The following is a 25,440-nucleotide window of genomic DNA, read 5'->3' as shown; positions in this document are numbered from 1 at the left end:
GCGGATGCAGCCGGCGAAGTAGCGGAAGTGATCGGCGGCCAGGGGTACGTCGGCGTTCAGGGTTTCGCGCACGGCCTTGCCGTTGTCCCAGGTCTCGGCCACGGCCAGCAGCTCGAGGTTGGCTTCGATGCGGTCGGCGATCTTCAAGAGGATCAGCGCGCGATCCTGCACTGCAGTCTTGCCCCAGGCATCGGCGGCAGCGTGGGCGGCATCCAGGGCCTTGTCGATGTCCTTGGCGTCCGAGCGCGGGAATTCGCCGATGGCCGAGGCATCCACCGGGCTGGTATTGGTGAAATACTGACCGCCCACCGGCGCGACGAACTCGCCTCCGATGTAGTTGCCGTAGCGCGATTTCAGGGTGACGACGGCGCCTGCGGTACCGGGTTTGGCATAGATCATTGACGTTCTCCCATTACGAGTTCTTGTAGTTTTCAGGGGCGGGTCGCGAGCACGACCGGTGCTCGCGTTGAACTATGAGACGAATTCATGGGGCCGACTTGACGCTAGGCGAGGCTGGCTGTTCTGCAAAGTCAAATTTCGAAAGTGGCGTGCAGGCTGTCGCACCAAGTCAACTGAGATGGCTCCGTTTCGGTGCAAGTGTTTCCGAATGACCCGTTTTAGGGCCTTCATGCCAGGTCGCGAGGAGCGGGTTTGGCGCGGGGGCCTGTAGGGCGGGGTTATTGGCGGGGCGTTCAATAATCGGCGTGTTTCTTGCTTCCAGACACAAATTGTCACCAAGGAGGCGCCATGAGCTCTGTCCTCGTCCAGCCTGACCTGTCCGCCGGCCTGCCGCTGCTGTCCGGCAGCCCGTCCAATGCCGGCGTTCTGGCCGCCGCAGCCAGCGGCCTGTGCGGCTTTATCGAAAAGCACGGCGGTGATCCCGATCGCATCCTTGGCGTATCCGGCATCGACCCCGAATCCCTGCGCCATCCCACCTTGAGCCTGGCCTTGCCCAATTATTGCCAGGTGCTGGAAGAGGCGTCGCGCCAGTCCGGGTGCGACAACTTCGGGCTGTACTACGGTCAGCAGTTCAAGCCCCAGGCGTTAGGGCTGCTTGGCTATATCGGCCTGTGCTCGGCGACCGTCGAACAGGCGCTGATCAACTTCGCCCGCGCCTTCCCGCTGCACCAGCGCAACAGCCTGATCCGCCTGGTGGACGAGGGCGAGTGCTACCGCTTCGACTACCAGGTGCGCCACGGCGCGATTCTCTGTCGCCGCCAGGACGCTGAGTTGACCCTGGGCATGGCGCTGAACCTGGTGCGCCACGTGCTCGGCCCACAGTGGGCACCGCGTGCGGTGCACTTCGAGCATCCACGGCCCGAGCACTGGCATGAGCACTGCAAAGTCTTCGACGCGCCGGTGTACTTCGAGCAGCCGTTCAATTCGCTGGTCATCCCCAAACGCGGCCTCGACCGCGCCATGCCACAGGGCGACCCGGTGCTGCTGTTGGTGATGCAGGATTCGCTCAGCCAGCTCAGTGCCCTGAGTGGCCGTGGCGAACGGGACCTGGCCGATGACGTGCGCGAGCAGATCCGCCAGCAACTGCTGATGGGCGAGCCGGTGCTGGAACTGGCCGCCGAGCAACTGGGCATGAGCAGTTGGTCACTGCAGCGCCGCCTGCGCGACCAGGGCCTGACCTTCACCGCCATGGTGGACAAAGTGCGTTGCGAACTCGCCACCCACTACCTACGCCAGCATCAACTGCCCATCTCGAACCTGGCGCCACTGCTCGGCTACTCGGAAGTCAGCGCCTTCTCCCGCGCCTTCCGCCGCTGGTTCGGCGTCAGCCCACGGCAGTGGCGGCATGAGAGTGATGGGGTCGGTGGGCGTCGGCATTGACCCATTGATGTGCCCGGGGTGCGGCGCCCCAAGGCGCCGGCGCTGAAATGCTATCGCCTGCTGCCGTAACTCCACTTCTAGGCTCTCGGACTGAACTTGCCTTTTGTTTTGCCGCCTCGTTCAGGTGGCGCAATCGTTCCTATACCGGTCGTTGCGGCTGCCACATTCATTTATAGAAGCTCGACGGCGCCACCCCGAACTGCCGGCGGAACGCAGCGGCGAAGGCGCTCTGGCTCTCGTAACCATGCTGAAGGGCCACTTGCAGCACGGGTTGGCCTTCAGCCAGGGCTTCCAGCGAGAGCAGCAGGCGCGCCTGTTGGCGCCAGCGGCCGAAGGTGATGCCGGTGCTGGCCAGAAAGCGGCGGTGAAAGGTTTTCGGGCTCATGGCCAGCCGCTCTGCCCAATGCTCGGCGCTGTCGTCCTGCGCCGGGTTTTGCGTCAGGGCCAGGCACACGCGGGTGATGCGTTCGTCATCCGGCCAGGGCAGGTGGAAGGGCAGTACCGGCAGGCTGCGCAGTTCATCGAGCAGAAAGCGCATTAGTCTCCCGTCACGGCTGTCCGCACTGTATTGCGCCGGCACTTGGGTCGCGGCCAGGATGAGTTCGCGCAGCAGCGGTGATACGTCGATCACGCAGTTGCCGGTCGGCAAGCCATCGATGGCATCGGCGTGGACGAACAGGCTGCGCATGCAGGCTTTGCCGCGAATGCGCAGGGCGTGCTCGACGCCTGCCTGCACCCACACGGCGCGGGTCGGCGGTATGACCCAGCGGCCAGCCGGCGTTTCCACCACCAATACCCCGGAAATGGCATAGATCAGCTGCGCACGCGGATGGCTGTGGGCGGGTACTTGGTGGCCGTTGGAGTAATCGACCGAAACGCCGGTGACCGGCATGGCCTGGGATTCTTGGGGGAGATGGCTGTGGTCGACCATGGGAGCGTCCATGCTAAGCGGCCTATCAGCTTAGCGGTAGGAATGACCATTTGGCGATAACGACCGACCATTTGTCGTGAGTGGTCAGCCGCCCGGCTGCCTATGCTGGGCACCTGTCTGACCGGAACCCCGCCATGAACCTTCAGCTGCCCTCGCTACCGCTACTAGCCCTGAGCTTCGGCCGGGGTCTGTCGCCGCGTGTGCGGCGCCGACTTGCGATCTCCCCCAGATCCCGGCCTTGAATCAGCCCGCCATGGCGGGCAGGGGAGATCGGTACCGTCCGCTTTCCCGCTCGAGGTTCACTCCATGCTGCGCAATCCGCAAACCAAGTACCGTGCTTTTCCCGTCATTGAGCTGCCTAATCGTCGCTGGCCATCGCGCCGTATTACCCAGGCGCCGGTGTGGCTGTCCACCGACCTGCGTGACGGTAACCAGGCGCTGTTCGAGCCGATGAATCGGCAGCGCAAGCTGCAGTTGTTCGGCGAGTTGGTGCGCCTCGGTTTCAAGGAGATCGAAATGGGCTTTCCAGCCGCCTCGCGCACCGATTTCGAAATCATCCGCAAATTGATCGACGAAGGCGGCATTCCCGATGACGTCACGCCCATGGTCATGACCCAGCTGCGCGAGGACCTGATCGACGAAACCGTACGCGCCGTGGCAGGCGCGCGGCGGGTGATCGTGCACCTGTACAACGCCATCGCGCCGGTCTGGCGGCGGGTGGTATTCGGCCTCTCGGTGGATGAAGTGGAGCAACTGGTGGTGCGCCACGTGCAGTTGCTCAAGGAAAAGGTGGCGGCGCACCCCGAGACCGAATGGGTGTTGCAGTACTCCCCGGAAACCTTCTGCATGGCCGAGCTGGAGGTGTCGCTGCGCATGTGCAACGCCGCCATCCGCACCTGGGATGCCGGCCCCGGTCGGTCGATCATCATCAACCTACCGACCACGGTGGAAGTGGCGACGCCCAATGTGTTCGCCGACCAGATCGAATGGATGCACGAGCGCCTGGAACGCCGTGAGCATGTGGTGCTCTCGGTGCACCCGCACAACGACCGCGGCACCGGCGTGGCCTGCGCCGAGCAGGCGCTGCTGGCTGGCGCCCAGCGGGTGGAAGGCTGCCTGTTCGGCAATGGTGAGCGCAGCGGCAACCTCGATCTGGTCACCCTGGCGCTGAATCTCTATACCCAGGGCGTCGACCCGCATCTGGATTTTTCCGATATCGCTGGCGTGGCGCGCGTCGCCGAAACCTGCACGGGGCTGCCGATCCACCCGCGTCATCCCTATGTTGGCGATCTGGTGTTCACCGCCTTTTCCGGCTCGCACCAGGACGCCATCGCCAAAGGCTTCGCGGCACAGGACCCGAATGGCATCTGGGAAGTGCCGTACCTGCCAATCGACCCGAAAGATCTGGGGCGCACTTATGACAGCATCGTGCGGGTCAACAGCCAGTCGGGCAAAGGCGGCATCGCCTACCTCTTGCAGCGCGACCACGGCGTGTCGATGCCGCGGCGAATGCAGGTCGAGTTCAGCGCCATCGTCCAGAAGCTGGCCGACAGCAGCGAAACGGAATTGAACAGCGCTGAGCTCTGGGAGCTGTTCCAGCGCCACTACCTGGCTCCGGCACGCGCCGGCGGCGAACTCGTCTATCTCGGCCACCAGCTGTTCGAGGCCGAGGCTGGCCAGGGCGTGAGGCTGGAGATCGCGCTGCCGGATGGTCGCCGGCAGACGCTGCAGGGCATCGGTAACGGTCCCATCGATGCCGCCGTGGCCGCGCTTGGCTTGCCGATCCGCATTGACAGTTATGAGGAGCGCAGCCTGGGTGGTGGCGCCGCCGCCGATGCCCTGGCGCTGGTCGAGGTGGCCTGGCCGGGTGTGGCCGGCTCGCGTTTCGGTGCCGGCAGCCACGCCAATATCGTCGTTGCCTCGATCCAGGCGTTGCTGGTCGCGGTGTCACGCTTTGATGATGGCCTGGCACAGCTGGCTGCAGATTGAGCGAGAGCGCTCGATAGCCGTTAAGGGCACAGCAGCGCTGACCTCACACAGGGCCAAGGCCTGCGTGAGGTCAGCCCTCGTTTCGCTCCAGCCCACCGGCAACCTGCAGAACCTGCTCGCGCAGCCAGATGCTGGCGGCATCCTCATGGTTGCGCGGGTGCCAGTAGGCGTTGAGCGACAGCGATGGCAGATCGATCGGCGGTTCGAACAGATCCAGCGAGCTGGCGAACTGCTTCAGCAGGCGGCGTGGCAGCGTGCACAGCAGATCGGTGCCCGCCACCAGCGCTGGCGCGGTGGCGTAGCTCTGCGTCGGCATCAGCACCTGGCGGCTGCTGCCCAGCTTGGCCAGAACCCGATCGACGATGCCGACAAAGGGATCGCCCGCCGATGACACCAGCAGATGCGCTGCGCTGCAGAACGTTTCCTGATCCAGCTCTCGCGCCCCGCGCGGATGACCTTTGCGCTGCGCGCTGACGAAGTTATCGGTGAACAGCTGACGGCCCACCCAGCCTTCGTTGACCGTCTCGCCAATACCAATGAACAGGTCGATTTCACCGTGCTCCATCTGCTGGGAAAGGGTATCGAGGTCGGGCTGGACGAAACGTAGACGCGCCAGCGGCGCCTGTTCACGGATGCGGTTGAACAGATCGGCGCCCACCATCAGCGCCGGGTTCTCATGCAAGGCCACCACGAAGGTGCGCTGGCTGGTGGCGGGATCGAACACCACAGGCTCCAGCAGGGCGGACATGCCGTTGAGCACCTGCTGCAAGGTCGGGCGCAGGGCCAATGCCCTGGGTGTCGGCAGCACGCCGCGTCCGTTGGGCGCCGCGATGAACAATCGCTCACCGAACACCCGGCGCAGGCGTGCCAGGCGGGCAGACATCGCCGGCTGGCTGATGCCCAGGCGCAGGGCCGCGTGGGTGATGTTCTGCTCGTCCAGCAGGGCATCCAGGGTCAGCAGCAGATCCATGTCGATACCCGAGGGCAACTTCATGCAGGCAATCTCCTAGGGCTCTTTGCGATCGACATAGGTCAGGGGAACCCAATCATAGCCGCCGCGGGCATTGCCACGCAGATGGCCCATGCCGGGGTAGGGCAGGTGGGGCGCGGCGATCAGGGTGCGCTGCTTGGCGAAGGCAGCGAACTGCGCCTTGCGCTCGGCGGCGGCCTTGGCCTGGTTCTGGTCGAAGGTGATCGTCACGCCGGGCATGGGAAACTGCACCGCTGCCACGTGGATGAGATCGCCCACGAAGGTCAGGCTTTCGCCGGCGCTGGTCAGCGTGTAGAAGGCCGAGCCCGGTGTATGCCCGGGATGCAGCGTGGCGATGATGCCTGGCAGCACCTCTTCGCTCTGCGAGAAGGTGCGCAGCTTGCCCGCGTCCAGGTAGGGCTGCAGGGTCAGGCGGGCGATGTCGAAATACTTCTGCTCGTAGCCGGTGCGTTTCTGGTTGGTTTCATCGAAGAAGAAATCCACGTCGGGTTTGCCGACATACACCGTGGCATTGGGGAATACCCGTTGCCCATCCCTGACCAGCCCGCCGGAATGGTCCGAGTGGGCATGGGTGAGCAGCACATCGGTGATGTCTTCAGGCTTGAGGCCCTGGCCGGCCAGGTTGTCGAGCAAACGCCCACCGTTGCCGGGGCCGAACAGCTGACCGGCGCCTGTATCGACGAGCACCTGATGGCCCGGCAAGGTTACAAGAAAACTGTTGATCGAGGTTTCCAGCGGGTTGCGCTGGAAGCCCCTCATCAACAGCCTGTCGATGTCTTCGGGTTTGGCGCCCTTGAGCAGGGCATGCACGTCGATAGGGATGGTCCCGTCGCTCAGCGCCGTCACCTGCACATCGCCAACCCGCACCTTGTAACCGCCAACCTGCTGCTGCACGACGTGCGAGGGTAGGGGATCGGGCTGGGCGTGGGCGAGTGGGAATTGCCACAAGGTGGCTGCGATTAGAACGGCAGCGAATGCTTTGTTGGGTTTGCGCATGGTGATGTCTCCTGAATGTGAGGCATAAGCGTAGAGGGGCGAGTGGTATCCAGGTAGGTAGCTGAGATTGATATCGGGTATCCATGATATGGATGGGGCGCCGGCCTATCGCTTGCAGATAGGTAACCTCATTGAGCAGGTGAGCCTGTTTTATGATGCGCACTCGCGAATATCGGAAAAGCCCGGGAGGTAGTCATTGAGCATTGAGATCAATCTGCAGGACCGCTACACCGGATGCCTGCTCGGCCTGGCTTGCGGCGATGCTGTCGGCACTACCCTCGAATTCAGCTCTCGCGAGACGCTGAGGCCCATCACGGATATGGTCGGCGGTGGGCCCTTCGCCCTAGCGCCTGGCCAGTGGACAGACGACACCTCGATGGCGCTCTGCCTGGCAGAAAGTCTGCTCTCGAAGAACGGTTTCGATGCCCGGGACCAGATGACGCGGTATCTCAATTGGTGGCATTGGGGTTACTGGAGCGCGACGGGGCAGTGCTTCGATATCGGGACGACAGTCAGGCAGGCGCTGATGGCCTTCGAGGAAAGCGGAGAGCCACTCGCCGGTTCCATTGATCCGCAAGCGGCCGGGAACGGCTCGATCATGCGCTTGGCTCCAGTCATCCTCTTCTACTATCCGGACCTGACTTCGATGGCATGGGCCGCTGAGCAGAGTTCGCGCACAACCCATGGCGCCCCCGAGGCCATCGAATCGTGCCAGCTTTTGGCAGAGGTGGTTTCCAAGGCATTGGCAGGGCACAAGAAAGACGAGGTGCTTAGCCTTTCTCCCGGGCAGTATTGTGAACCGGCAATCAAAGCCCTCGCTTCGGGCAGCTTCAAGAACAAGCATCGCGACCAGATCAGAGGAACCGGATACTGCATTGCTTCACTCGAAGCCGCACTGTGGTGTTTCTGGTCCACTGACTCTTTCGAGGCAGCAGTACTGCAAGCCGCCAATCTCGGTGACGATGCCGACACCACCGCGGCGATCGTTGGCCAGATAGCCGGTGCATTCTATGCAAAGCACGGGATTCCGGCGCGATGGCTGGAGAAGTTGCACCTGTGCGCTGAGATCGAGGGTATTGCCACCGCGCTGTTCGAATCAGCCCAGCTTCGCACTGGGCAGGGGCGTGTGGATGCCGGCAACTCTGGCACAGCACCATCGCCTACTTCTTGAGGGCTCAGGCTCCAGCTCGAATGCGCTGCAGTACGTTCTGAGTTTCTGGGCGCTTCGAAGTCGAGGCACCTGCCGCACCGCAGCAACCCGCTTGTATCACCAGGCCCTTATCACCGAGCTGTTTCAGCACGCCTAGTTCAGCAGCTGGTTGAACGTCGCCTTGCTGACGCAGTTGCTGTGTCAGCTGCCCAAACGATATCGCCAATGTCCCCGATTGCCTTGGGCTCGCTGTCAGGCTCGTCGGAGCTGGATCCTTTTTAGCTTGCTGAAACGTTTCATCAAGTTTATAAAAAATGCCACAACTCCAAAAAAGGCTGTAGTCATGACCCCACTCAAACTCTTCGTCGCGCTCGGCGCACTGTCCGCGGCCTCCCATGCCATGGCTTGGGATTACGTTTTGCTCGACTCCGACAAGGCTGCCCAGAACTGGCAGATCACCAGCGAGCAACTCGGCCTCAAAACCGACAAACCCTTCAGCGTCACCCTGCGCATCTTGCACGGCGGGCGGCAGGAAGGCGTGAGCATCGTCGATATCGATAACGGCACCATGAAGCTGTCCGTGGTGCCGACACGCGGCATGAACGTCCTGCAGGCTTCGGCCGGCGATGTGCGGATGGGCTGGGATTCCCCGGTCAAGGAAGTGGTCAACCCGGCCTTCATCGAGCTCAATGGCCGCGGTGGCCTGGGCTGGCTGGAAGGCTTCAACGAGCTGGTCACCCGCTGCGGCTACGAATGGGTCGGCCACCCCGGCATGGACAACGGCGAATTGCTGACCTTGCACGGCCGGGCCGCCAACATTCCAGCCAGCAAGGTCACCCTGCATATCGATGAAAAGCCGCCTTATGCCATTACCCTGCGCGGCGAGCTGAAAGAGCAGGCGTTCAAAAAGGTTGACTTCTCCGTGGCCACCGAACTGGTCACCGAACCGGGCAGCGTGACCTTCGCCCTCAACGACACCCTGACCAACAACGGCGACTATGCGAGGGAATACCAGGCGCTGTACCACAGCAACTTCAGCACGCCGTTCCTTGAGCAGGGCGCGCGGTTCGCCGCGCCGGTGAAGCAGGTGTCGCCGTTCAACGACAAGGCCAAGGGCGATCTGGCCGACTGGCAAACTTATCGCGCGCCTACCAAGGACTACGACGAAACCGTCTACAACGTGGTGCCCTACGCCGATGCCAAGGGCGACACCCTGACCGTGCTGCACAACAAGGCCGGCAGCCTGGGCGTTTCGGTGGGCTTCAACACCCGGACACTGCCGGTGTTCTCATTGTGGAAAAACACCGACACCCAGGGCCAGGGGTACGTCACCGGGCTGGAACCCGGCACCAGCTTCTCCTACAACCGTCGTTATCAGCGCCCGCTGAACCTGGTCCCGACCATCGCGCCCAAGGAACACAAACAGTTCCAGATCCGCTACAGCCTGCTGGCGGACAAGCCGGCGGTGGACAAGGCCTTGAAGCAGGTGAGCACGATTCAGGATGGGCGCAAGACCGAGGTGCGGCAGACGCCGTTGGTTGACCTGACCAAGGAGTGACGCCGGCTGGCGCATTGTCGGCCGCTCTTGCGCAGGTGCATGCGGCCCGGCTCAGTCGCTGAACAGCTCGAACATCAGTTCACGAAACCACTGGTTGGCGGGCTCTTTGTGAAAGCGCGCATGCCAGAACAGGTTGATGGCGATTTCCGGCAAGGGCACCGGCAATGGCAGGGCTACCAGGCCGAAAGGCACCAGACAGGTCTCGGCGAAGCGTTCCGGCACCGTGGCAACCAGGTCGCTGCGTTGCAGAATGTGCCCCACCGCAACGAAGTGCGGTACTTGCAGACGAATGTCGCGCCTGACCCCGGCGCGGCGCAGGTACTGCTCGACCTCGCCGTGGCCGGTACTGGCTGCTGCCACGTGGACATGGCCATGGCTGCAGAACGCTTCGATGCTCATGGCTTGCTGCACCAGCGGGTGATCGCGGCGGCACAGGGCCACATAGCGATGCACGAAGAGCCGACGCTGATAGAAACCACTTTGCAGGTTGGGTTGCAGGCCCACAGCCAGGTCGATGGCACCACTGGCCAGATCGTCGGACAGTTGCGCGTCACTGCGTACGGTGCTCACCGAGATGCCCGGCGCACGTTGCAGCAGGGTCTCGATGAGCCGAGGCATGAACCAGATTTCGCCGATATCGGTCATCGCCAGATTGAACGGGCGCTCGCTGCTGGCCGGGTCGAACGCCGCCGTGCGCATCAACGCCTGGCGTAACAGGGCTATGGCTTGGGCTACCGGCTCGGCCAGGCTTAGCGCATAGGGCGTGGGCTGCATGCCCCGTCCGGTACGCACGAACAGGTCATCCTGCAGGGCGCAGCGCAGGCGCTTGAGGGCATTGCTCATGGCGGGCTGGGTAAGGCCCAGATGCTCGGCGGCGACCGATACCTGGCGGTCGAGGAGCAGCTGGTGCAGTACCAGCAAGAGATTCAGGTCGAGATCACGCAGGTTCATGCTGAGCCTCTGGCACAGGAAGACCAAAATTATTCACAGTTGTGATAATGGCTATATTCTTCGCTGCATTTATCAATATCGCAACCCGCCGCATGATGAGCCCATTCCAATAACAATCAGCCCCACGGGTAACCCTCATGCAGAACTCTCCCTTGCGTATCGCCATCGTTGGCGGTGGCATCGCCGGTGTCGCCCTGGCACTGGACCTGTGCCGTCATCCCCATCTTGACGTTCGTCTGTTCGAGTCCGCCGCCGCCTTCGGCGAGGTGGGTGCCGGCGTATCGTTCGGCGCCAATGCTGTACGCGCCATCGACGGTCTGGGGATCGGTGAGCCTTATGGTCAGATCGCCGATCAGACTCCTGCGCCCTGGCAGGATGTGTGGTTCGAATGGCGCCGTGGTGCCGATGCCGGCTACCTGGGTGCCAGTGTGGCGCCGGGGGTAGGGCAGTCCTCGGTGCATCGCGCCGACTTTCTCGACGCTCTGGCCAGCCGCCTGCCACAGGGCATCGCCTGTTTCGGAAAGCGCGCGGTGCAGGTACAGCAGGCCGAGGACGAGGTCCGGGTGAATTTTGCCGATGGCAGCTCGCACAGCTGCGACCTGCTGATCGGTGCCGATGGCATCAAATCCTCGATCCGTGACCACGTCCTGGCAGGACTGGGGGCGCCGCTGGCTCAACCTCGCTACAGCGGCACAACGGCCTATCGTGGCCTGATCGACAGTCAGGTGCTGCGTGCGGCCTACCGCGAGCGTGGGCTGAATGAACATCTGATCGATGTACCGCAGATGTACCTGGGTCTTGATGCACACATTCTGACTTTTCCGGTCAAGCAGGGCCGGCTTATCAACGTGGTGGCCTTTATCTCTGACCGCAGCCAGGCCGAGCCCGAGTGGCCGGTTGGGCAACCCTGGGTGCGCAATGCCAGCCAGGCGGAGATGCTCGAGGCGTTCAATGGTTGGGGTGATGCCGCACGGGTACTGCTGCAATGCATCGGCGCGCCGACCCTGTGGGCATTGCACGATCTCGCCGAGTTGCCGGGCTATGTGCATGGCAGAGTGGCGCTCGTCGGCGACGCCGCCCACGCGATGCTGCCGCACCAGGGCGCGGGGGCCGGTCAAGGTCTGGAAGATGCCTGGCTACTGGCTCGCCTGCTGGGCGACGCACAACTCGCCGGCGGTGATGTACAGGCGCTGCTGGCCGCCTACGATGCCGTGCGCCGCCCACGCGCCTGCCGGGTTCAGCGCACCTCCCGCGAAGCCGGCGAACTCTACGAGCTGCGCGACCCAGCCACGGCGGCGGATGAAACCCTGCTGGGCCAGACCCTCGCCGAACGCTTCGCCTGGTTGTGGGAACACGACCTGCAAGGCGATCTGCGCCGGGCCTGGCAGACCATCGGTGCCTTACAGAACGCCTGACTCGCCTGATCACAACAACAAGAAAGAGCCATGCCATGTACAAGATTCCTGTCACTGCCCTGCTGGACGGGGCGCGCTTCAATGCCTTCCATGCCCGCGTGCTGCTGTGGTGCGCGCTGATCATCATTTTCGACGGCTATGACCTGGTCATCTACGGTGTGGTGCTGCCGTCGTTGATGAGCGAGTGGGGTCTCAGCCCCTTACAGGCCGGCGCACTGGGCAGTTGTGCGCTGGTCGGAATGATGTTCGGTGCCTTGTTCTTCGGTTCGCTCTCCGACCGTATCGGGCGGCGCAAGACCATCGCCTTCTGCGTGACGCTGTTCAGTGGCGTCACGGCGCTCAATGGCCTGGCCGGCAGCCCCGAGGCGTTCGGCCTGTGCCGCTTCATCGCCGGGCTGGGCATCGGCGGGGTGATGCCCAATGTGGTGGCGTTGATGAACGAGTACTCGCCGCGCCGCTCACGCAGCACCCTGGTGGCGCTGATGTTTAGTGGTTACTCGCTGGGCGGCATGCTGTCGGCCGGGCTGGGCATCGTGCTGATTCCGCAATGGGGCTGGCAGGCGGTGTTCTACGTGGCTGCAGTGCCGTTGTTGTTGCTGCCGTTGCTGGTTCGCCAGTTGCCCGAGTCCATGACCCACCTGGTACGCAGCGGGCACACCCGGCGTGCCCGGCAGACCCTGGCGCAGGTGGTGCCGGGCTATCAGCCCACGGCAAACGATGAACTGGTACTGGAGGGGGGCGGCAAGGCCAGTGTGGCCATCGCCGAGTTGTTCCGCGAGGGCCGAACATTGAGCACGCTGATGTTGTGGTTGGCGTTCTTCTGCTGCCTGCTGATGGTTTACGCGCTGAGCGCCTGGCTGCCCAAACTCATGCACAGTGCCGGCTATGGCCTGAACTCCAGCCTTGCGTTCCTGCTGGTGCTCAACGTCGGCGCAATCGTCGGGGCCATCGGCGGTGGCTGGCTGGGCGACCGGGTCGGGCTGGGTCGGGTGCTGCTTGGCTTCTTCTGCTGTGGCGCGCTGGCGCTGAGCCTGCTGGCCTTCAAGGCCCCGCTGGCGGTGTTGTACCTGCTGGTGGCGGTGGCGGGGGCCTGCACCATCGGTACGCAGATTCTCGCCAATGCCTGCGCCGTGCAGTACTACCCGGCGCAGGTGCGTTCCACCGGTCTGGGATGGGCCATGGGCATCGGTCGCACGGGGGCGATCATCGGCCCGCTGCTGGGCGGCGTCTTGCAGGCCTCGGGGCTGCCGTTGCAGGCCAGCTTCCTTGCCTTCGCCTTGCCTGGCGTGATCGGCGCTGCGGCAGTGCTGGTGTTCCTGCGCCGCGGCCGTGCCATGGGGGAACCGGTGCAGCCTGCAGGAGCGGCTTCAGCCGCGAAGCACATTCCCGGCTGAAGCCGCTTCTACCGGTCCTGCGCAAGACTCAACCTGCAGTCCTGGGCATATGCGGGGCGGGCGTGCTTTTCTCGCTTTAAGGTGTCAGCCACTCACCAAACAATCGGCCGGTTATCCCAGGCCCAGAAGCTCCCACTGTCATCCGGCCCGTGGGCGCCTGTCACTTCCAGGATGCGCTCGGCCGAGAACGCCGGTTCGAACAGCTGGCCTTCCGGTACGTTAGCCTGGAAGGGTTGGGACAACCCGGTATCGGTTGTGCCGGGGTGGATCGCCAGGATGGTGGCGGCGGGGTTCAGGCGTTTGAGTTCGATGCTGGCCGTGTGCAGCAGTTGGTTGAGCGCTGCTTTGCTGGCGCGATAGCTGTACCAGCCTCCCAGGCGGTTATCGCCAATGGAGCCAACGCGTGCGGAGAGGGCGGCGAAGGTCGCGGGTTGCTTGCGCAGCAAGGGGAGCAGGTGTTTGAGCAGCAGGATCGGCGCAAAGGCGTTGGTCGCGAAGGTTGCCTGCAGGCTTGCCAGGGTCAGCTGTGACAGGGCCTTTTCGGCTTTGGCGCCGTCCTGATGAAGGATGCCCAGGGTGCTGATGACCAAGTGCAGGTGATCGCATTCCTCGAGCACTGCCCGCGCCAGGGCTTCGAGGGAGTGCTCGTCGCGGGCGTCGCAGTTGAACCGTCTCAGGCGCTGGCCATGGCGCTGGGCAAGCTTTTCCAGCTCTGCAGAAGTGCTGGCTTGTCGCGCCAAGGCCCAGACCTGAGTCACGTCATCGCGTTCGAGCAAAGCCGTGCATAGCGCCAGGCCGATACCTCGGCTGGCGCCTGCTATCAGCACGCATGCATCGCTGTTCAGTCCGGGTATCAAACGCATGACACACCTTGAGAGGCTTGCGGAAGTGCTTGTTAAGACTTCATGCAGGGTGCGGCGTTCAGGTGAGTGGCGAAGCGCTTTGCGTTAAAGGCTCACGGCCTGCTAGTCGCCCCGCGCGACTCAATAAGCCGCCAAGATCCCCTGCGGGTTGTAGCCGTGGATCACAGTGCCGTTGACCTTGAGCACCGGCACGCCGCGGCCGCCCAGGGCGTCGTAGGCGCGGCGGGCTTCGGGGGATTTTTCGATGTCCAGCTCGGTATAGGCGATACCGCGCTCGCCGAGAAACTCGCGGGTCTGGGCGCAGTAGCCGCACCAGCTGGTGGCGTAGAGGATGACTTCACCGTGGCCGGCCACCTGCTGTGGCTTGCCCAGTAGCATCGGCTCGAGGCGGTCCCAGTGTTGCCAGGCGGCGAGCGCCACGATAATCAGCAAAATCCGTTTCATGAGTGGCATCTCGGCAGTGGGACGTGGCGTTTATCGCCTAATCCTTGCGGCGTTTCAACTGGTCGGTCAGCTGTGTCGGCAGGTTACGGATGGTCAGGGTGTCGGAGGCTTCGTCGTATTCGATCTTGGAGCCCAGCAGGTGGGCTTCGAAGCTGATCGACAGGCCCTCGGCGCGGCCGGTGAAACGGCGGAACTGGCTCAGGGTGCGCTTGTCGGCAGGAATCTCCGGCGATAGGCCGTAATCCTTGTTGCGGATATGGTCGTAGAAGGCCTTGGGGCGCTCCTCGTCGATCAGGCCGGAGAGTTCTTCCAGAGTCATCGGCTCGCCCATCTTGGCCTGGCTGGTGGCGTAGTCGACCAGGGTATCGGTTTTGGCGCGGGCCTGTTCTTCGGGCAAATCCTCGCTCTCGACGAAGTCGCTGAAGGCCTTGAGCAGGGTGCGGGTTTCGCTGGGTGAATCGACCCCCTCCTGACAGCCAATGAAGTCACGGAAGTACTCCGAGACCTTCTTGCCGTTCTTGCCCTTGATGAACGAGATGTACTGCTTGGACTGCTTGTTGTTGCGCCACTCGCTGATGTTGATGCGCGCCGCCAGGTGCAGTTGGCCGAGGTCCAGGTGCTTGGCCGGGGTCACGTCCAGCGCGTCGTTCACTGCCACGCCTTCGCTGTGGTGCAGCAGAGCGATGGCCAGGTAGTCGGTCATGCCCTGCTGATAATGGGCGAACAGCACGTGGCCGCCGGTGGACAGGTTGGATTCTTCCATCAGCTTCTGCAGGTGCTCGACGGCCTGGCGGCTGAAGGCGGTGAAATCCTCGCCGTCTTCCAGGTAGGTTTTCAGCCAGCCGCTGAACGGGTAGGCACCCGATTCCTCGTGGAAGAAGCCCCAGGCCTTGCCCTGCTTGGCGTTGTAGCTGTCGTTGAGGTCGGCCAGCATGTTCTCGATGGCCTGGGAGGCGCCCAGTTCGCTGTCGCGGGCGTGCAGCACGGCGGGCGTGCCATCGGGCTTCTTGTCGATCAGGTGGACGATGCAGTGGCGGATCGGCATGGGAGGTCCTCGGGACAGCGGGTTGGAGACGGCGGCCAAGTGTACCCGAGCAGGCCGTCACAGGTGCAGCGTGCCAGCCTTGTCGCGAGTAACGGCTCGCAATAGAGTGCTTGCCGACATCCGATGACCAGGGAAGGGCGCTCCATGTCCGCTTTCAACCCCAATGCTCAGCTTCCTTCGCCAGCGCTGCTGGCGCAAATCGAGGCGCTGGTGGACCGCGGCCTGCACCTGCAGGCCTATGTCCTGGCCAGCGAGCAGGGCGATCCGCGCTATTGGCAGGGTGCCGAGGCCATGGGCTGCATGGCACGCCTGGCCGGGCACATCGGTGCGCCACGGCTGGCCGACGTGCTGACCTGGCTGGCGTACCGCCGCTACCCGGAGTCTGTCCCGGCGCGGCTGCGCTTTCTGCGCATGCAGATGGCCCGGCGTGGGCACTACCGGGCCTGGCGCCTGCTGCAGAACTTCGGCGACTGGCTGCCGGCCGATGGGGCGCAACGTGCCGAATGGCTGTCGTTCAAAGCCTACCTGTACGCCTCGCTGCGCGACTTCGAAACGGCCCAGGCGCTCTACGAGCAGGCCTGCCAGCACGGTGACGATGACCCGTGGCTCTTGGTCGAGCGCAGCCATGGCCTGGAGCTGGAAGACCGCCGCGAGGAGGCCCTGACCCTGTGCGAACAGGTGCTGGCCCGCCAGCCGGACTTTCGCTCGGCGCTGACCCAGGCGGCCGGCCTGCAGTTGCAGTTGGGGCAGACTGACGCCGCGTTACAGCTGCTGCGTCGCGGCGCCCGGGAGATGGAGAGCACGACGATCTGTGCCCACTTGGTCAACCTGCTGATCGAGCGCGAAGAGCTCGACGAGGCCCGCACCTTGCTCGACCACATGCAGACGCTGCAGTGCATCGAGGAGCGTAGCTCCGCCGACTGGATCGCCGCGCGCCGCTGCGACATCGCCTGCCTGCAGGGCGATCATGTCTCCGGACGGCAGCTGGCGGAGAAGGCCGGTGGCGGGTTCTACGAGAAGATCCAGGCGCACCTGGCCAGCCCCAGTGGGCGCCGGGTGCTGTTGCCCGTGCCTTTCGTGCGCCAGCACCACATGACCTGCGTGCCGGCAACCCTGACGGCGATTTCCGATTACTGGGGCAAGCGCGTCGAGCACCTCGAGGTCGCCGAGGAGATCTGCTACGACGGCACCACGCACCAGGCCGAGCGCGCCTGGGCCGAGCGCAACGGTTACCTGGCCGTGGAGTTTACCGCGGACTGGGCCAGCAGTCGGGCGCTGATCGACCGCGGCATACCCTTCACCCTGACCCTGCAATACACCGGCAGCGGGCACCTGCAAGCGCTGGTCGGCTATGACGAGCCGCGTGGCACGCTGCTGGTGCGTGACCCGGCGCAGCCCCACCATGGCGAGAGCCTGGCCGAGCTGCTGTTCGAGTCGCAGCGCGCCTCCGGGCCGCGCGGCATGCTGCTGTTGCCCGTCGACCAGGCTGTGCTGCTGGACGGTCTGAGCCTGCCGGATCGCGAACTGTGGGATGTCTACTATCGCTTCACCAGTGCCCTGGAAGCACACCAGCGTGATGAGGCGCTGGTGGCCTACCAGGCTCTGCAGGCGCTGAGCCCCGAGCATCGGCTGACCTGGCAGGCGCAGCGTTCGCTGGGCTGGTATGACGGCCAGGAACGCGAAGTGCTGCAGGGCACCGAGGCGCTGCTCGCGCAGTTCCCCGACGATGCCAACCTGATCCTCTCCAAGGCCACCTCACTGGCCCAGCTGCAACCGCGCGGCGTGCAGCTCGAATGGCTGGGCGGGCATTGCCAGGCGCGCTGGAACGAGCCGACCATCAGCGTGCGTTACGCGGAGTTACTCAGCGAGGATGGCCGTTGCCACGAACAGGTGGCCGGCATTCTGCAGCGCGTGCTGCTGCAGACGCCCACCCAGGCCCGCGCCTGGAACAGCCTGGCCAGCCTGCGCTGGGGCGAGAATCGCCGCGAAGAAGCCTGCGAGCTGTATCGCCTGGCGGCCTGCCTGCATGCGTCCCACGAAGGCTACGCGGTGCAGTATTTCCGCGCCCTGCGGGCGCTGGGCAGAACGGCCGAGGGCCTGCAGTTCCTCGAGCGGCGCCAGGCGCGACTGGGCCGGCTGTCGGCAGCGCCGAGCCTGACCCTCAGCGAAACCCTGGAAGAAATGCAGCGCCCCTACGAGGCGCAGGCCATGCTGGAACAGGCGCTGACCTGGCGCCCGGCAGACGGTGAGTTGCTGCTTGGCCTGGCCGAGCACCTGGGGCGCAACGGTGATGCCCAGGGCTGCCAGGCTTTGCTCGCTCGGGCCGAGCCATTGTGTCGGCGTTCAGCCTGGCTGCGGGCGGCGGTGCAAGCCGGCATGCGGCGCATGGACGAGCCGCGCCAGACCCTGGCCTGGGCGCGCGAGGCCGCCGTGCTCGAGCCGCTGGCAGTAGGGGCGCACCGCCTCTGCGTGACGCTGCTCGAACAAGGCGAGGGCAGCGAGGCCGCCGACGCCTATGTCGAGGCGCTGGCCGCCGAGTATCCGCACCATCTGGGTATCGCCGAGCTGCAGATCGAGCGAGTCAAGCGACGCTCGCTGCCGGCCACCGAGCAGGCTCTGCGACGCCTGCTGGACAATCATCCGGAACACGCCTGGACGCTGCGCGAGCTGGCCGGTTGCCTGGCACGCCAGGGCCGCCGTGCCGAGGCTCTGGATGTGTGCCGGCAGGCCGGCCTGGTCGATGCCCAGAACACCTATTTTCACTCCACTCACGGCTTCGTGCTGCTGCAGGATGGTCAGCGCGAGGCCGCCCGCGACGCTTTCCAGCGGGCTCTGGGCCTGTTCGCTGACAACGAGTACGCCAGCAACATGCTGCTCGATACCTGCGAAAGCCATCAGCAGGCCGTCGAAACCCTGGGCGCCATCCATGCCGAGCTGGTCCGTCAGGTGACCTTCGGTGATGGCTGGCTGGCCTACGAGCAACAGGCGCAGCGCTTGCTCGAACCTCAGGCGCTGCTCGATCAACTGCGTGAAGCGCTCGTTCAGCGCGAGGATCTCTGGCAGCTGTGGGTGGTGGTCGCCCGTCAGCAGGCGCGCATGGAGCAATACGCGGCAGCCGCCGACACCCTGGGCCGTGCCATCGAACGCTTTCCGCTGCTGCCGCGGCTGTCGCTGGAACTGGCGCGGCTGCACAAGCAGCAGGGCGAGCTGGACGCCTGCTGCCAGGCCCTGCAGGAAAGCTTTCGCATCAACCCGCTGTGGACGCCCACGGTGAGCCTGCACGTCGACTGCCTGCTGGAGCAGGACGAGCGCCTCGACGAGGCCGAGCAGCAGTTACGCCGGGTGGTGGCGCAGGTGCCGGAAGACACCGAGCTGCGTGCCTACCTGGCCTACGTGCTGGGGCGCCGCGAGGCGTTCGCCGAGGCCGCCGACCAGGCCGAGCGGGTGCTGCGCGCCGAGCCGGGCCACGAGTGGGCGTGGAATCAGCTCAAGTACTATGCCGAGCAACTGCAGAGCGGCGAGCGGCCGCTGCAACTGGCCAGGCAACTGGTGGAAAACCGTCCTGGCGATGTCGACGCCTGGCTGGCCCTGGCGGACCTGGAAACCGACCGCGAGGCACGGGAGAACGCCCTGCGCGCAGCGCTGGCTTACAGCCCGCGCAACCGTGCGATCAACGACCGCTTGCTGCAGTTGCTCATGGAAGGCGAGCGCTTCGGCGAAGTACGCGAGTTGCTCGCCGCGCCGTGCTGGGAAGGCAAACCGCCGGTGGAAATGGCCCTGTATGGCCCGTGTGCCCTGCGCGCCGAAGGCGATGCCGGGGCCATCGAGGCGCTGCGCGCACTGCTGGCGCAGCACCCCGATTACTACGATGCCTGGCGGCAACTGGCCGACTGGCATGACGAGGATGCTCACTACCCGGCTTACATCGCTGCGGCCCGTGAGATGGTGCGCCTGGAGCCGCGGCTGGCCATGGCCCATGGCTTCCTTGGCCACGCGCTATTGCTCAACGGCGACAAGGCCGAAGCGTTACCGGCCTTCGAGCAGGCCTGGGCGCTGGATGGGCGCTACCCGTTCGCGGCGCTCAACACCTTCGACCTGCTGTGTGAGCTGCATGGTACGAGTGCGGCTCTGGAACGCCTAGATGCTCTGCTCGAAGCAGGCGATCCGGTCACTGCCTGGCGCCGCGTGCTGCCCATGGCCAGGGGTAATGGCGACAAGGCACTGCTGCAGCGCGCGCTGAGCGCACTGGCCAGCGACCCGGCGGGCGAGGCCAACTGGGAGCGTGATGTCGCCGACTTCCCTGTGCGCGAACCGGTGCTGCGCCGGGTGCTGGATGCCGGCGTGGTGGCCGGCGAACTGCACAGCGCGGCCGTGGAAACCTGGCTGGGCTGGCGTATCCACGACATGTTCAGCAACCTGACCCTGTCGGCGGCCTTCAACAAGGCGCTGCGCAACGACGCCAGGCATGCCGCCAAGTGCGCCATGTTCCGGGTGCTGGGCCGGCACCCGCATGCCAACCGGATCCTGCTGGGGTCCACCCTCAAGCGTTGCCGCCAGGCGTTGGCCGAAAGCGCCGACGTGTGGGGCGCGGCCAGCTATGCGCTGATCGAGAGCAAGCGCTATGGCTTGATGTTCGAGACCCTGAGCGACTGGCGCCGGCCCGATACTCAGGCCTGGTGCCTGGGCAACCTGGCGCTGGGGTATCGCATCCGCGGCCTGAATGACGTTGCTGCCGAGGTGTCGCGCCTGGCCCTGGAGCGTGAGCCAAACGACGTCGATTCGATGGTCTGGCTGGCGGTCGATGCGGCCCTGGACAACGATCAAGCCGCATTGGAACAGTGGCTGGGACGCCTGGAGGGCGCCTCCACCCGTGACTTCTATGGCGCGCTGATCAAGCTTGCCCGCTCGGCTGTCGCCAATCAGGACCCGGCCCGGGCCCGTGAGACCCTGCGCCAGGCCGAGGACATGGCCGGCCCGAGGCACCTGGCATTCTGGCGTTTGCGCCAGCGCCTCGGCGTACGCCTGGGCTGGCACGGCGAGTTCCCGCCGGCGCGCTGGCGCTGGCAGTTACGGCGCTGGTGGCAGAGCTGAGAGGTTCGTACGCCGCAGCAGTGGCAGGCGATCAAGAATCAGCAGGCCGGCCAGCAGGCCGATGGCATACAGCGCGTCGAAGCCCAACGTCAGCAGCAGGCCCAGGCACAGCAGTGTGCTGAGCCCGGCCAGCCAGCGCCACAGGCCGCGCAGCAACAGCCAACCAGCGGCCATGCTGAGCAGGTAGATGACGATGAAGTTGCCGTTGGCGTAGCGGATCAACTGATCGAGCGACAGCGACAGGCTCCAGATCAGCGTGGCGCTCAGGGCGCAGCTGAGCACCACCAGCAGCAGCGCCCTGGCCGGTACGCCATTGGCGTTGCGCACCGCCAGCACGCGGGGCAGCTTGCCCTCGTCGGCCAGGCTCCAGATCAGCCGCGAGAAGCCCTGGATATATACGTTCATCGAGGCGAAGCAGGCCAGGTAACCGATGCTCGCACTGAGCCAGCGGGCCTGGTCGCCGAGCAGCACGTCGAGCATCAGGGGCAGCGAGGCGGCATCGGTGCGCGCGTCGCCGTAGGCATGGAAACTCAGCACCGCCACCGAACAGGCCCAGTACACCAGCCCGGCGAGCAGCACGCCGAGCAGCAAGGCGAGGGGGAAGTCGCGCTGCGGGTTCTTGAATTCCTCGCCCAGGTGGGTGAAGGCCTCAATGCCGACGAAACACCAGAACATCACGCCTAGGGCCACCGGCAGCAGCTGCCAGTTGCCTGCCAGGGGCGGCAGCAGCGGTTGCTCGGCGTGGGGCAGGTCGCCCTTGAACCAGATCAGCGCGATGGTGGCGACGATGGCCAGGGCGATGACGATTTGCACGCCGCCGGAGGTACGGGCCGGGCGCTGGCCGAGCAGCAGAATGATGCCCAGGGTGGCGAGCTGGATAGCCAGGATCGCCAGGTCATTGAGGGTGAACAGCGCATGCCAGAAGCCGCTGGCGATATTCAGCGCCGCCGGTAGTCCCACCGGAATCACGGCGAGAAACAGCCAGGCGCTGGTGCGCTCCATGGGCGCGCCGAACGCGCGGCCGATCAGATGCGGCGCACCGCCAGCGTGCGGGTAATGGCGGCCGAGCTGGGCGAAGGTGAAGGCCATCGGCAGAATCAGTACGATCAACAGCAGCCAGGCCCATAGGGAGATCTCGCCAGCGACCGTGGCTGCCAGCGCGGGAATCACGAATACCCCGGTGCCCAGCAGCGACGTGCTCAGCAAACCCACGCCTTGCAGCAGCCCCAGTTCCTTGTTCAATCGGCTCATGTTGTATGCTCTCGCTCCTGACGCGGCCCCTGGCAGAGCGCCTGCCGGCCCTATCGCCATGGTAAGGCCGCTTCGCTTGCGCGGCTGCCGGCGAAGCGTCGCCGATCACCGACGAAACGGCGGCAATGGCCGTCATCCTGTTTGCAGAGAGCTTCAGTGGACAAGTTCGATCAACGCATCATCGCCCTGTTGTGCGCCGATGCGCGCCTGACCGTTACCGAGGTGGCCCGCCAGGTCAACCTGTCACGTTCCGCGGTGAGCGAGCGGATACGCCAGCTGGAAGCGTCCGGGGTCATCCAGGGCTATCACGCGCGCATTGCCGAGCCAGCGACGATAGTGGTCAAGGCCTATCTGGAGCTGTTCTACAAGGGCGGACGCTGCGAGCAGTACGTCGAGCGTATGCGCGCCTTCCCGGAAGTGCGCCGCTGCTCAGGCATCAGCGGCGAGACGGACATGCTGATCTATCTGGAAGCGGCTTCCATGGAACGGCTGGCCGAAGTACGCGGCGAGATCGAAAACCTGCCGGGCGTGTTCAAGGTCAAGACCCATATGGTGGTGAAGGATTGGGTGTTCTAAATTAATAAGCGATAAAAATTAAGACGTTGTAGGACTTGCGCAAACATGGAAGATTTCATCCTTGAAAAGAGTGTCTGGGATCATCACGACTTTGAAAATATGGGTTGGCATGACGCCACGCTATGGTCGGTGGTGGCGAATACCGAGTCTTACGAGTTTCTCGTTGATCTGGACTATATATTCAAGTGGGTAAGCCCCGGAGTTGATGAGGCCCATTATCGATTTTGGGTGGCTCCTGTGACTATGGTCTTCGAAAATGCATTCGATATAGTGCTTGATATTCAGTCGTCGCAAGGGTCGATCGAAGTTGAAAATTTTCATCGTGTAGAGCTTGGCCTCTCCCCAAATAAAAAATTTATTCAGTATGGCTTTCGATATGAGTGCCAGGAGGGAGTCATTTCTTTGAATGCTACTGGATATAAAATGTTCGTCCGCCAAAAGCCAGTATTGATTGATCATCAGTCGTTAGCGTATGCAAGCCGAGGCGGTGTTAGTTTTAGTCGTACCGTTACTAGCTGAAGCTCAAGGCTTAATGGTTTAGCTGTGCTGGTTTTTAGTGAGGTGTTTATGTCATTTCGACTAAGGCTAATTGCTCTGCTTTGCATTTCTACGATTCAAGGATGTGATAACTTTCAAGCTGAAGTCGTCGTTGGGTGCGAAACAATTGACGGTGGTGTTTCCTGCTTGGTTGAGCGTAAGAGTGGGGCTAAGCGCGTAGATGCATGCTGGTCAGTCGCCTTTGTGTGTGAACGGCACAAAAATGCAGTATGAAACTTGTGCCGCGGCACCAGTTGCATTGGGCGAAAAATTTTCAAAAATATTCGCTTGGAGTGAGTTGGGTAATTATGAAGATTGCGAAAAAATTTCCGCGATGAGTGTCGAGAATTTATCTGTGAAGTGAATCCTTAGAGTAATTGTTGCTTCGGATTTTTCAGTGAGATATCAGTTCTTGGTTTTTAAAAATTGAAGTATCCGCGCTCTGCCTGATTTATCGCCGTTCAGGAGTTTCTAAATGCTGTTCGCCGACGCGTTCCAATACAAGAAATGGGCAAATGAAGAGCTGCTCGCCCTTGGCGAACGCCAGCTGCATCAGCTGCCGGATAACGATGCCGAGTTCTTCGTACGTATCCTCAACCACGCCACGGTGGTCGACAGCCTGTTCATCAGCCGCTTGTCCGGGGGCGCGGAGCATTACGGCGCTGACAACACCCGCGAGACGCCAACGTTCGCCGAGCTCAGGGCGCGCATTACCGAGAACGATGCCTGGCTCGTCGACTTCGCCCAGCGCGCCACAGCCGAAGAGCTGCAACGGGTTATCGCCTTTCGCTTCACCGATGGTGATCTCGGCCAGTTGTCTGTCGAGGAGGTGCTGCTGCACCTGTTGACCCATGGCAGCAACCACCGCGGCATGGCGTCGCGAACCTTGGCGATTAATGGGCTTGAACGGCCGAAGGACACCTTCACGCGCTATCTGCACGAGGCGCAGCCGGCCAGGCGAGAGCTTGCCGGCCGAGCCGCTTTCCCGCCCGCCGGTTAGTCATCGAGCGCTGTCTTGTAGGCCCACATCAGCAACTGCCAATCCTCATCGGGCATGGTCCCGCAATGACGCTTCAGCTGGCGCATGTCATGGCGCGAGGCGTCGGCGGTGCGCCAGCGGCGGCGGCTTTTTTCCAGGTCGAGCAGGGCGATTTCGGTACGGGGCGAAGCGGTTTCATCGTTTTCGATCCTGATGAAGACATGCTTGGCGTAGCAGCAGCCGTGCTGCCAGCGGCCCTGGTGCAGGCGGGCCAGGGTGTTGCCCAGTTCCGCCAGCATGCAGCGGGTACGTTCTGCGCCCTGCGGCTGCTGGTACCACTGCTCCAGGCTGACGAACCCCGTCAGCGCCTGGGTGATCAACAGCGCCTGCCACTGGCCCTCATGCTTTCGAGTCGAGCCGTAAATCAGTTTGGGTACCCTGATGCCCAGGCGTGCGAATGCCTGGTAGGCGTTGAGTTCGCGCAGGATGGTCGGGCGGCCCAGGGGGTAGCGCAGGCTGCGGTACAGGTGCCCGATCTGGCGTTTGCTGTAGAGCAGCGGATGGGAAGGGTTACGGGGCAGCAGCCGTTGCACGCCACTTTCCCCGTCGCGGCGCTGGTTGAGTGGTTCCACCCAGGTGCCCTGGCATTGCCACCAGCGCTCGAAGGCGCTGGTTCGAGTTGCCGGATGCTGAAAGACGACCGTGGCCATCACTGCACCTCGCGCTTGCGCAGTACATAGGTGCGCCACATGGCATAGCCGGGCAGAAAGTCGCGATGGCCGAGAATCTGGAATCCCGCTTCGAGAAACTCGGATTCGATCTGCTCGCGGCGCACCACGAAGCGGTTCTCGCCCGCGCCGCGGCGTTTCTCCAGGCGGTTGCGCCGCCAGGCCTTGTAGTTGCCATCGACCCACAGCGAAACGATCACCGTATCACGAGTCACCCGGTGAAATTCACGTAATGCCGCCAAACGGTGTTCCGTTGATTGGAAGTGATGCAGCAGACGAATGCAGAACACGCAGTCCACCGCGTTGTCGCCCAGGGTGATATCGAAGGCGGAAGTCTTGAAGGTTTGCACTCGGCCGACCACCTCGGGTGGTTGGGCGGCCAGCGCCGTGGCGAGCATGTCGGCCGAGTTGTCGGCGGCCAGGATCACCCGGTTCGGTTGCTCGGCGAGCAGCGGCCAGAAGCGGCCCGCGCCGCAAGGCAGGTCCAGCACCAGATCGGGCTCGCCGGCCAGGCGTAGGGCGCTGCGGCCGACCTGTACGTCGCGCCAGTGCGAAAGCCGCCTGGCCAGGCCGTCCTGGTGCTTGTGCAGGTAGCTCTGGGCGTGTTGCAGGTCGTATTTGCCGGAGAAGGCCAGTTCGATGGAACGGGATTTGGACATGACGAGGCACCTCTTGGGAAGTGCCTCGATGCTAGTCAGGCGGTTCTGATGAA

At 63.8% G+C, this 25,440-nt stretch carries 21 protein-coding genes; 10 read left to right on the top strand and 11 right to left on the bottom strand.

Annotated features, from left to right (window positions below; genetic code table 11):
* Positions 1-399, bottom strand: a 399-nt coding sequence (locus PVA39_RS16615; protein ID WP_274124981.1) for an aldehyde dehydrogenase family protein, incomplete at its 3' end; no start/stop codon positions are given.
* A gap of 348 nt (positions 400-747) precedes the next feature.
* Here PVA39_RS16615 and qhpR point away from each other — a divergent pair.
* Positions 748-1,839 carry an AraC-like transcriptional regulator QhpR gene (gene qhpR / locus PVA39_RS16610; RefSeq protein ID WP_274124980.1) on the top strand — a complete coding sequence of 364 codons (1,092 nt, stop codon included), beginning with the start codon at positions 748-750 and terminating at the stop codon, positions 1,837-1,839.
* A gap of 166 nt (positions 1,840-2,005) precedes the next feature.
* On the opposite strand, the gene PVA39_RS16605 is transcribed toward qhpR, so the two are convergent.
* The gene (locus PVA39_RS16605; protein ID WP_274124979.1) at positions 2,006-2,770 is read right to left on the bottom strand and encodes an AraC family transcriptional regulator; all 765 of its coding nucleotides are present in this window, start codon (positions 2,768-2,770) and stop codon (positions 2,006-2,008) included.
* 306 nt (positions 2,771-3,076) lie between these two features.
* Between PVA39_RS16605 and PVA39_RS16600 the strand changes: the two genes are divergently transcribed.
* The gene (locus PVA39_RS16600) at positions 3,077-4,759 is read left to right on the top strand and encodes a 2-isopropylmalate synthase (protein WP_274124978.1); all 1,683 of its coding nucleotides are present in this window, start codon (positions 3,077-3,079) and stop codon (positions 4,757-4,759) included.
* 70 nt (positions 4,760-4,829) lie between these two features.
* Here the strand turns inward: PVA39_RS16600 and PVA39_RS16595 are convergent, their stop codons facing one another.
* Positions 4,830-5,753 carry a LysR family transcriptional regulator gene (locus tag PVA39_RS16595; RefSeq protein ID WP_274124977.1) on the bottom strand — a complete coding sequence of 308 codons (924 nt, stop codon included), beginning with the start codon at positions 5,751-5,753 and terminating at the stop codon, positions 4,830-4,832.
* Between the two features lie 12 nt (positions 5,754-5,765).
* Positions 5,766-6,746 (bottom strand): MBL fold metallo-hydrolase, encoded by a 981-nt coding sequence (locus PVA39_RS16590; RefSeq protein ID WP_274124976.1) that lies wholly within the window; start codon positions 6,744-6,746, stop codon positions 5,766-5,768.
* A 202-nt stretch (positions 6,747-6,948) separates the two neighbouring features.
* Between PVA39_RS16590 and PVA39_RS16585 the strand changes: the two genes are divergently transcribed.
* Entirely contained in the window at positions 6,949-7,917 is a 969-nt protein-coding gene (locus PVA39_RS16585; RefSeq protein WP_274125002.1) for an ADP-ribosylglycohydrolase family protein, read from the top strand.
* A gap of 322 nt (positions 7,918-8,239) precedes the next feature.
* Entirely contained in the window at positions 8,240-9,454 is a 1,215-nt protein-coding gene (locus PVA39_RS16580) for an aldose 1-epimerase family protein (protein WP_274124975.1), read from the top strand.
* A gap of 51 nt (positions 9,455-9,505) precedes the next feature.
* Here PVA39_RS16580 and PVA39_RS16575 read toward each other — a convergent pair whose 3' ends face one another.
* Positions 9,506-10,405 carry a LysR family transcriptional regulator gene (locus PVA39_RS16575; RefSeq protein WP_274124974.1) on the bottom strand — a complete coding sequence of 300 codons (900 nt, stop codon included), beginning with the start codon at positions 10,403-10,405 and terminating at the stop codon, positions 9,506-9,508.
* Between the two features lie 137 nt (positions 10,406-10,542).
* On the opposite strand from PVA39_RS16575, the gene salA reads away from it, so the two are divergent.
* Positions 10,543-11,820: a salicylate 1-monooxygenase gene (gene salA, locus PVA39_RS16570; RefSeq protein WP_274124973.1), complete on the top strand. Its 1,278-nt coding sequence runs from the start codon at positions 10,543-10,545 to the stop codon at positions 11,818-11,820.
* A 35-nt stretch (positions 11,821-11,855) separates the two neighbouring features.
* Positions 11,856-13,214, top strand: a complete 1,359-nt coding sequence (locus tag PVA39_RS16565; RefSeq protein WP_274124972.1) for an MFS transporter — start codon at positions 11,856-11,858, stop codon at positions 13,212-13,214.
* A 92-nt stretch (positions 13,215-13,306) separates the two neighbouring features.
* Here PVA39_RS16565 and PVA39_RS16560 read toward each other — a convergent pair whose 3' ends face one another.
* The 3 genes from PVA39_RS16560 to yejK all read right to left on the bottom strand — a co-directional run bounded on the left by PVA39_RS16560 (position 13,307) and on the right by yejK (position 15,566).
* A complete protein-coding gene (locus PVA39_RS16560; RefSeq protein ID WP_274124971.1) occupies positions 13,307-14,077 on the bottom strand; it encodes an SDR family NAD(P)-dependent oxidoreductase in 771 nt (256 codons plus the stop codon).
* Between the two features lie 120 nt (positions 14,078-14,197).
* A complete protein-coding gene (locus PVA39_RS16555) occupies positions 14,198-14,521 on the bottom strand; it encodes a glutaredoxin family protein (protein WP_274124970.1) in 324 nt (107 codons plus the stop codon).
* Positions 14,522-14,558: 37 nt separating this feature from the next.
* Positions 14,559-15,566: a nucleoid-associated protein YejK gene (gene yejK, locus PVA39_RS16550; RefSeq protein ID WP_093506210.1), complete on the bottom strand. Its 1,008-nt coding sequence runs from the start codon at positions 15,564-15,566 to the stop codon at positions 14,559-14,561.
* A gap of 144 nt (positions 15,567-15,710) precedes the next feature.
* Here yejK and PVA39_RS16545 point away from each other — a divergent pair, with 144 nt between their 5' ends.
* Positions 15,711-20,657: a tetratricopeptide repeat protein gene (locus PVA39_RS16545; protein WP_274124969.1), complete on the top strand. Its 4,947-nt coding sequence runs from the start codon at positions 15,711-15,713 to the stop codon at positions 20,655-20,657.
* On the opposite strand, the gene yjeH is transcribed toward PVA39_RS16545, so the two are convergent.
* Positions 20,634-21,908, bottom strand: a complete 1,275-nt coding sequence (gene yjeH, locus PVA39_RS16540; RefSeq protein ID WP_274124968.1) for an L-methionine/branched-chain amino acid transporter — start codon at positions 21,906-21,908, stop codon at positions 20,634-20,636. The two genes, PVA39_RS16545 and yjeH, sit on opposite strands and share 24 nt — an antisense overlap.
* A 156-nt stretch (positions 21,909-22,064) precedes the next feature.
* Between yjeH and PVA39_RS16535 the strand changes: the two genes are divergently transcribed.
* The 3 genes from PVA39_RS16535 (at position 22,065) to PVA39_RS16525 (ending at position 24,021) form a co-directional block, all read left to right on the top strand.
* The gene (locus PVA39_RS16535; RefSeq protein ID WP_274124967.1) at positions 22,065-22,484 is read left to right on the top strand and encodes an Lrp/AsnC family transcriptional regulator; all 420 of its coding nucleotides are present in this window, start codon (positions 22,065-22,067) and stop codon (positions 22,482-22,484) included.
* 45 nt (positions 22,485-22,529) lie between these two features.
* Positions 22,530-23,003 (top strand): hypothetical protein, encoded by a 474-nt coding sequence (locus tag PVA39_RS16530; RefSeq protein WP_274124966.1) that lies wholly within the window; start codon positions 22,530-22,532, stop codon positions 23,001-23,003.
* A 493-nt stretch (positions 23,004-23,496) separates the two neighbouring features.
* Positions 23,497-24,021: a DinB family protein gene (locus PVA39_RS16525; protein ID WP_274124965.1), complete on the top strand. Its 525-nt coding sequence runs from the start codon at positions 23,497-23,499 to the stop codon at positions 24,019-24,021.
* Here PVA39_RS16525 and PVA39_RS16520 read toward each other — a convergent pair.
* Positions 24,018-24,710 (bottom strand): lipopolysaccharide kinase InaA family protein, encoded by a 693-nt coding sequence (locus PVA39_RS16520; protein ID WP_274124964.1) that lies wholly within the window; start codon positions 24,708-24,710, stop codon positions 24,018-24,020. The two genes, PVA39_RS16525 and PVA39_RS16520, sit on opposite strands and share 4 nt — an antisense overlap.
* Positions 24,710-25,387 carry a class I SAM-dependent methyltransferase gene (locus tag PVA39_RS16515; RefSeq protein WP_274124963.1) on the bottom strand — a complete coding sequence of 226 codons (678 nt, stop codon included), beginning with the start codon at positions 25,385-25,387 and terminating at the stop codon, positions 24,710-24,712. Before PVA39_RS16515 ends, PVA39_RS16520 begins: the two co-directional genes overlap by 1 nt.
* Positions 25,388-25,440: the final 53 nt, after the last annotated feature.

The organism is Pseudomonas sp. CNPSo 3701 (genome assembly GCF_028674975.1).
In the GTDB taxonomy this organism is placed as follows: Bacteria; Pseudomonadota; Gammaproteobacteria; order Pseudomonadales; family Pseudomonadaceae; genus Aquipseudomonas; species Aquipseudomonas straminea.
This window is presented reverse-complemented; position numbering and strand designations above follow the sequence as displayed.

Excerpts from the sequence above, each read along its gene's own strand:
- qhpR (WP_274124980.1), top strand. The coding sequence starts at position 748 with ATGAGCTCTGTCCTCGTCCAGCCTGACCTGTCCGCCGGCCTGCCGCTG.
- PVA39_RS16605 (WP_274124979.1), bottom strand. The coding sequence starts at position 2,770 with ATGGTCGACCACAGCCATCTCCCCCAAGAATCCCAGGCCATGCCGGTC.
- PVA39_RS16600 (WP_274124978.1), top strand. The coding sequence starts at position 3,077 with ATGCTGCGCAATCCGCAAACCAAGTACCGTGCTTTTCCCGTCATTGAG.
- PVA39_RS16595 (WP_274124977.1), bottom strand. The coding sequence starts at position 5,753 with ATGAAGTTGCCCTCGGGTATCGACATGGATCTGCTGCTGACCCTGGAT.
- PVA39_RS16590 (WP_274124976.1), bottom strand. The coding sequence starts at position 6,746 with ATGCGCAAACCCAACAAAGCATTCGCTGCCGTTCTAATCGCAGCCACC.
- PVA39_RS16580 (WP_274124975.1), top strand. The coding sequence starts at position 8,240 with ATGACCCCACTCAAACTCTTCGTCGCGCTCGGCGCACTGTCCGCGGCC.
- PVA39_RS16575 (WP_274124974.1), bottom strand. The coding sequence starts at position 10,405 with ATGAACCTGCGTGATCTCGACCTGAATCTCTTGCTGGTACTGCACCAG.
- salA (WP_274124973.1), top strand. The coding sequence starts at position 10,543 with ATGCAGAACTCTCCCTTGCGTATCGCCATCGTTGGCGGTGGCATCGCC.
- PVA39_RS16565 (WP_274124972.1), top strand. The coding sequence starts at position 11,856 with ATGTACAAGATTCCTGTCACTGCCCTGCTGGACGGGGCGCGCTTCAAT.
- PVA39_RS16560 (WP_274124971.1), bottom strand. The coding sequence starts at position 14,077 with ATGCGTTTGATACCCGGACTGAACAGCGATGCATGCGTGCTGATAGCA.
- PVA39_RS16555 (WP_274124970.1), bottom strand. The coding sequence starts at position 14,521 with ATGAAACGGATTTTGCTGATTATCGTGGCGCTCGCCGCCTGGCAACAC.
- yejK (WP_093506210.1), bottom strand. The coding sequence starts at position 15,566 with ATGCCGATCCGCCACTGCATCGTCCACCTGATCGACAAGAAGCCCGAT.
- PVA39_RS16545 (WP_274124969.1), top strand. The coding sequence starts at position 15,711 with ATGTCCGCTTTCAACCCCAATGCTCAGCTTCCTTCGCCAGCGCTGCTG.
- yjeH (WP_274124968.1), bottom strand. The coding sequence starts at position 21,908 with ATGAGCCGATTGAACAAGGAACTGGGGCTGCTGCAAGGCGTGGGTTTG.
- PVA39_RS16530 (WP_274124966.1), top strand. The coding sequence starts at position 22,530 with ATGGAAGATTTCATCCTTGAAAAGAGTGTCTGGGATCATCACGACTTT.
- PVA39_RS16525 (WP_274124965.1), top strand. The coding sequence starts at position 23,497 with ATGCTGTTCGCCGACGCGTTCCAATACAAGAAATGGGCAAATGAAGAG.
- PVA39_RS16520 (WP_274124964.1), bottom strand. The coding sequence starts at position 24,710 with ATGGCCACGGTCGTCTTTCAGCATCCGGCAACTCGAACCAGCGCCTTC.
- PVA39_RS16515 (WP_274124963.1), bottom strand. The coding sequence starts at position 25,387 with ATGTCCAAATCCCGTTCCATCGAACTGGCCTTCTCCGGCAAATACGAC.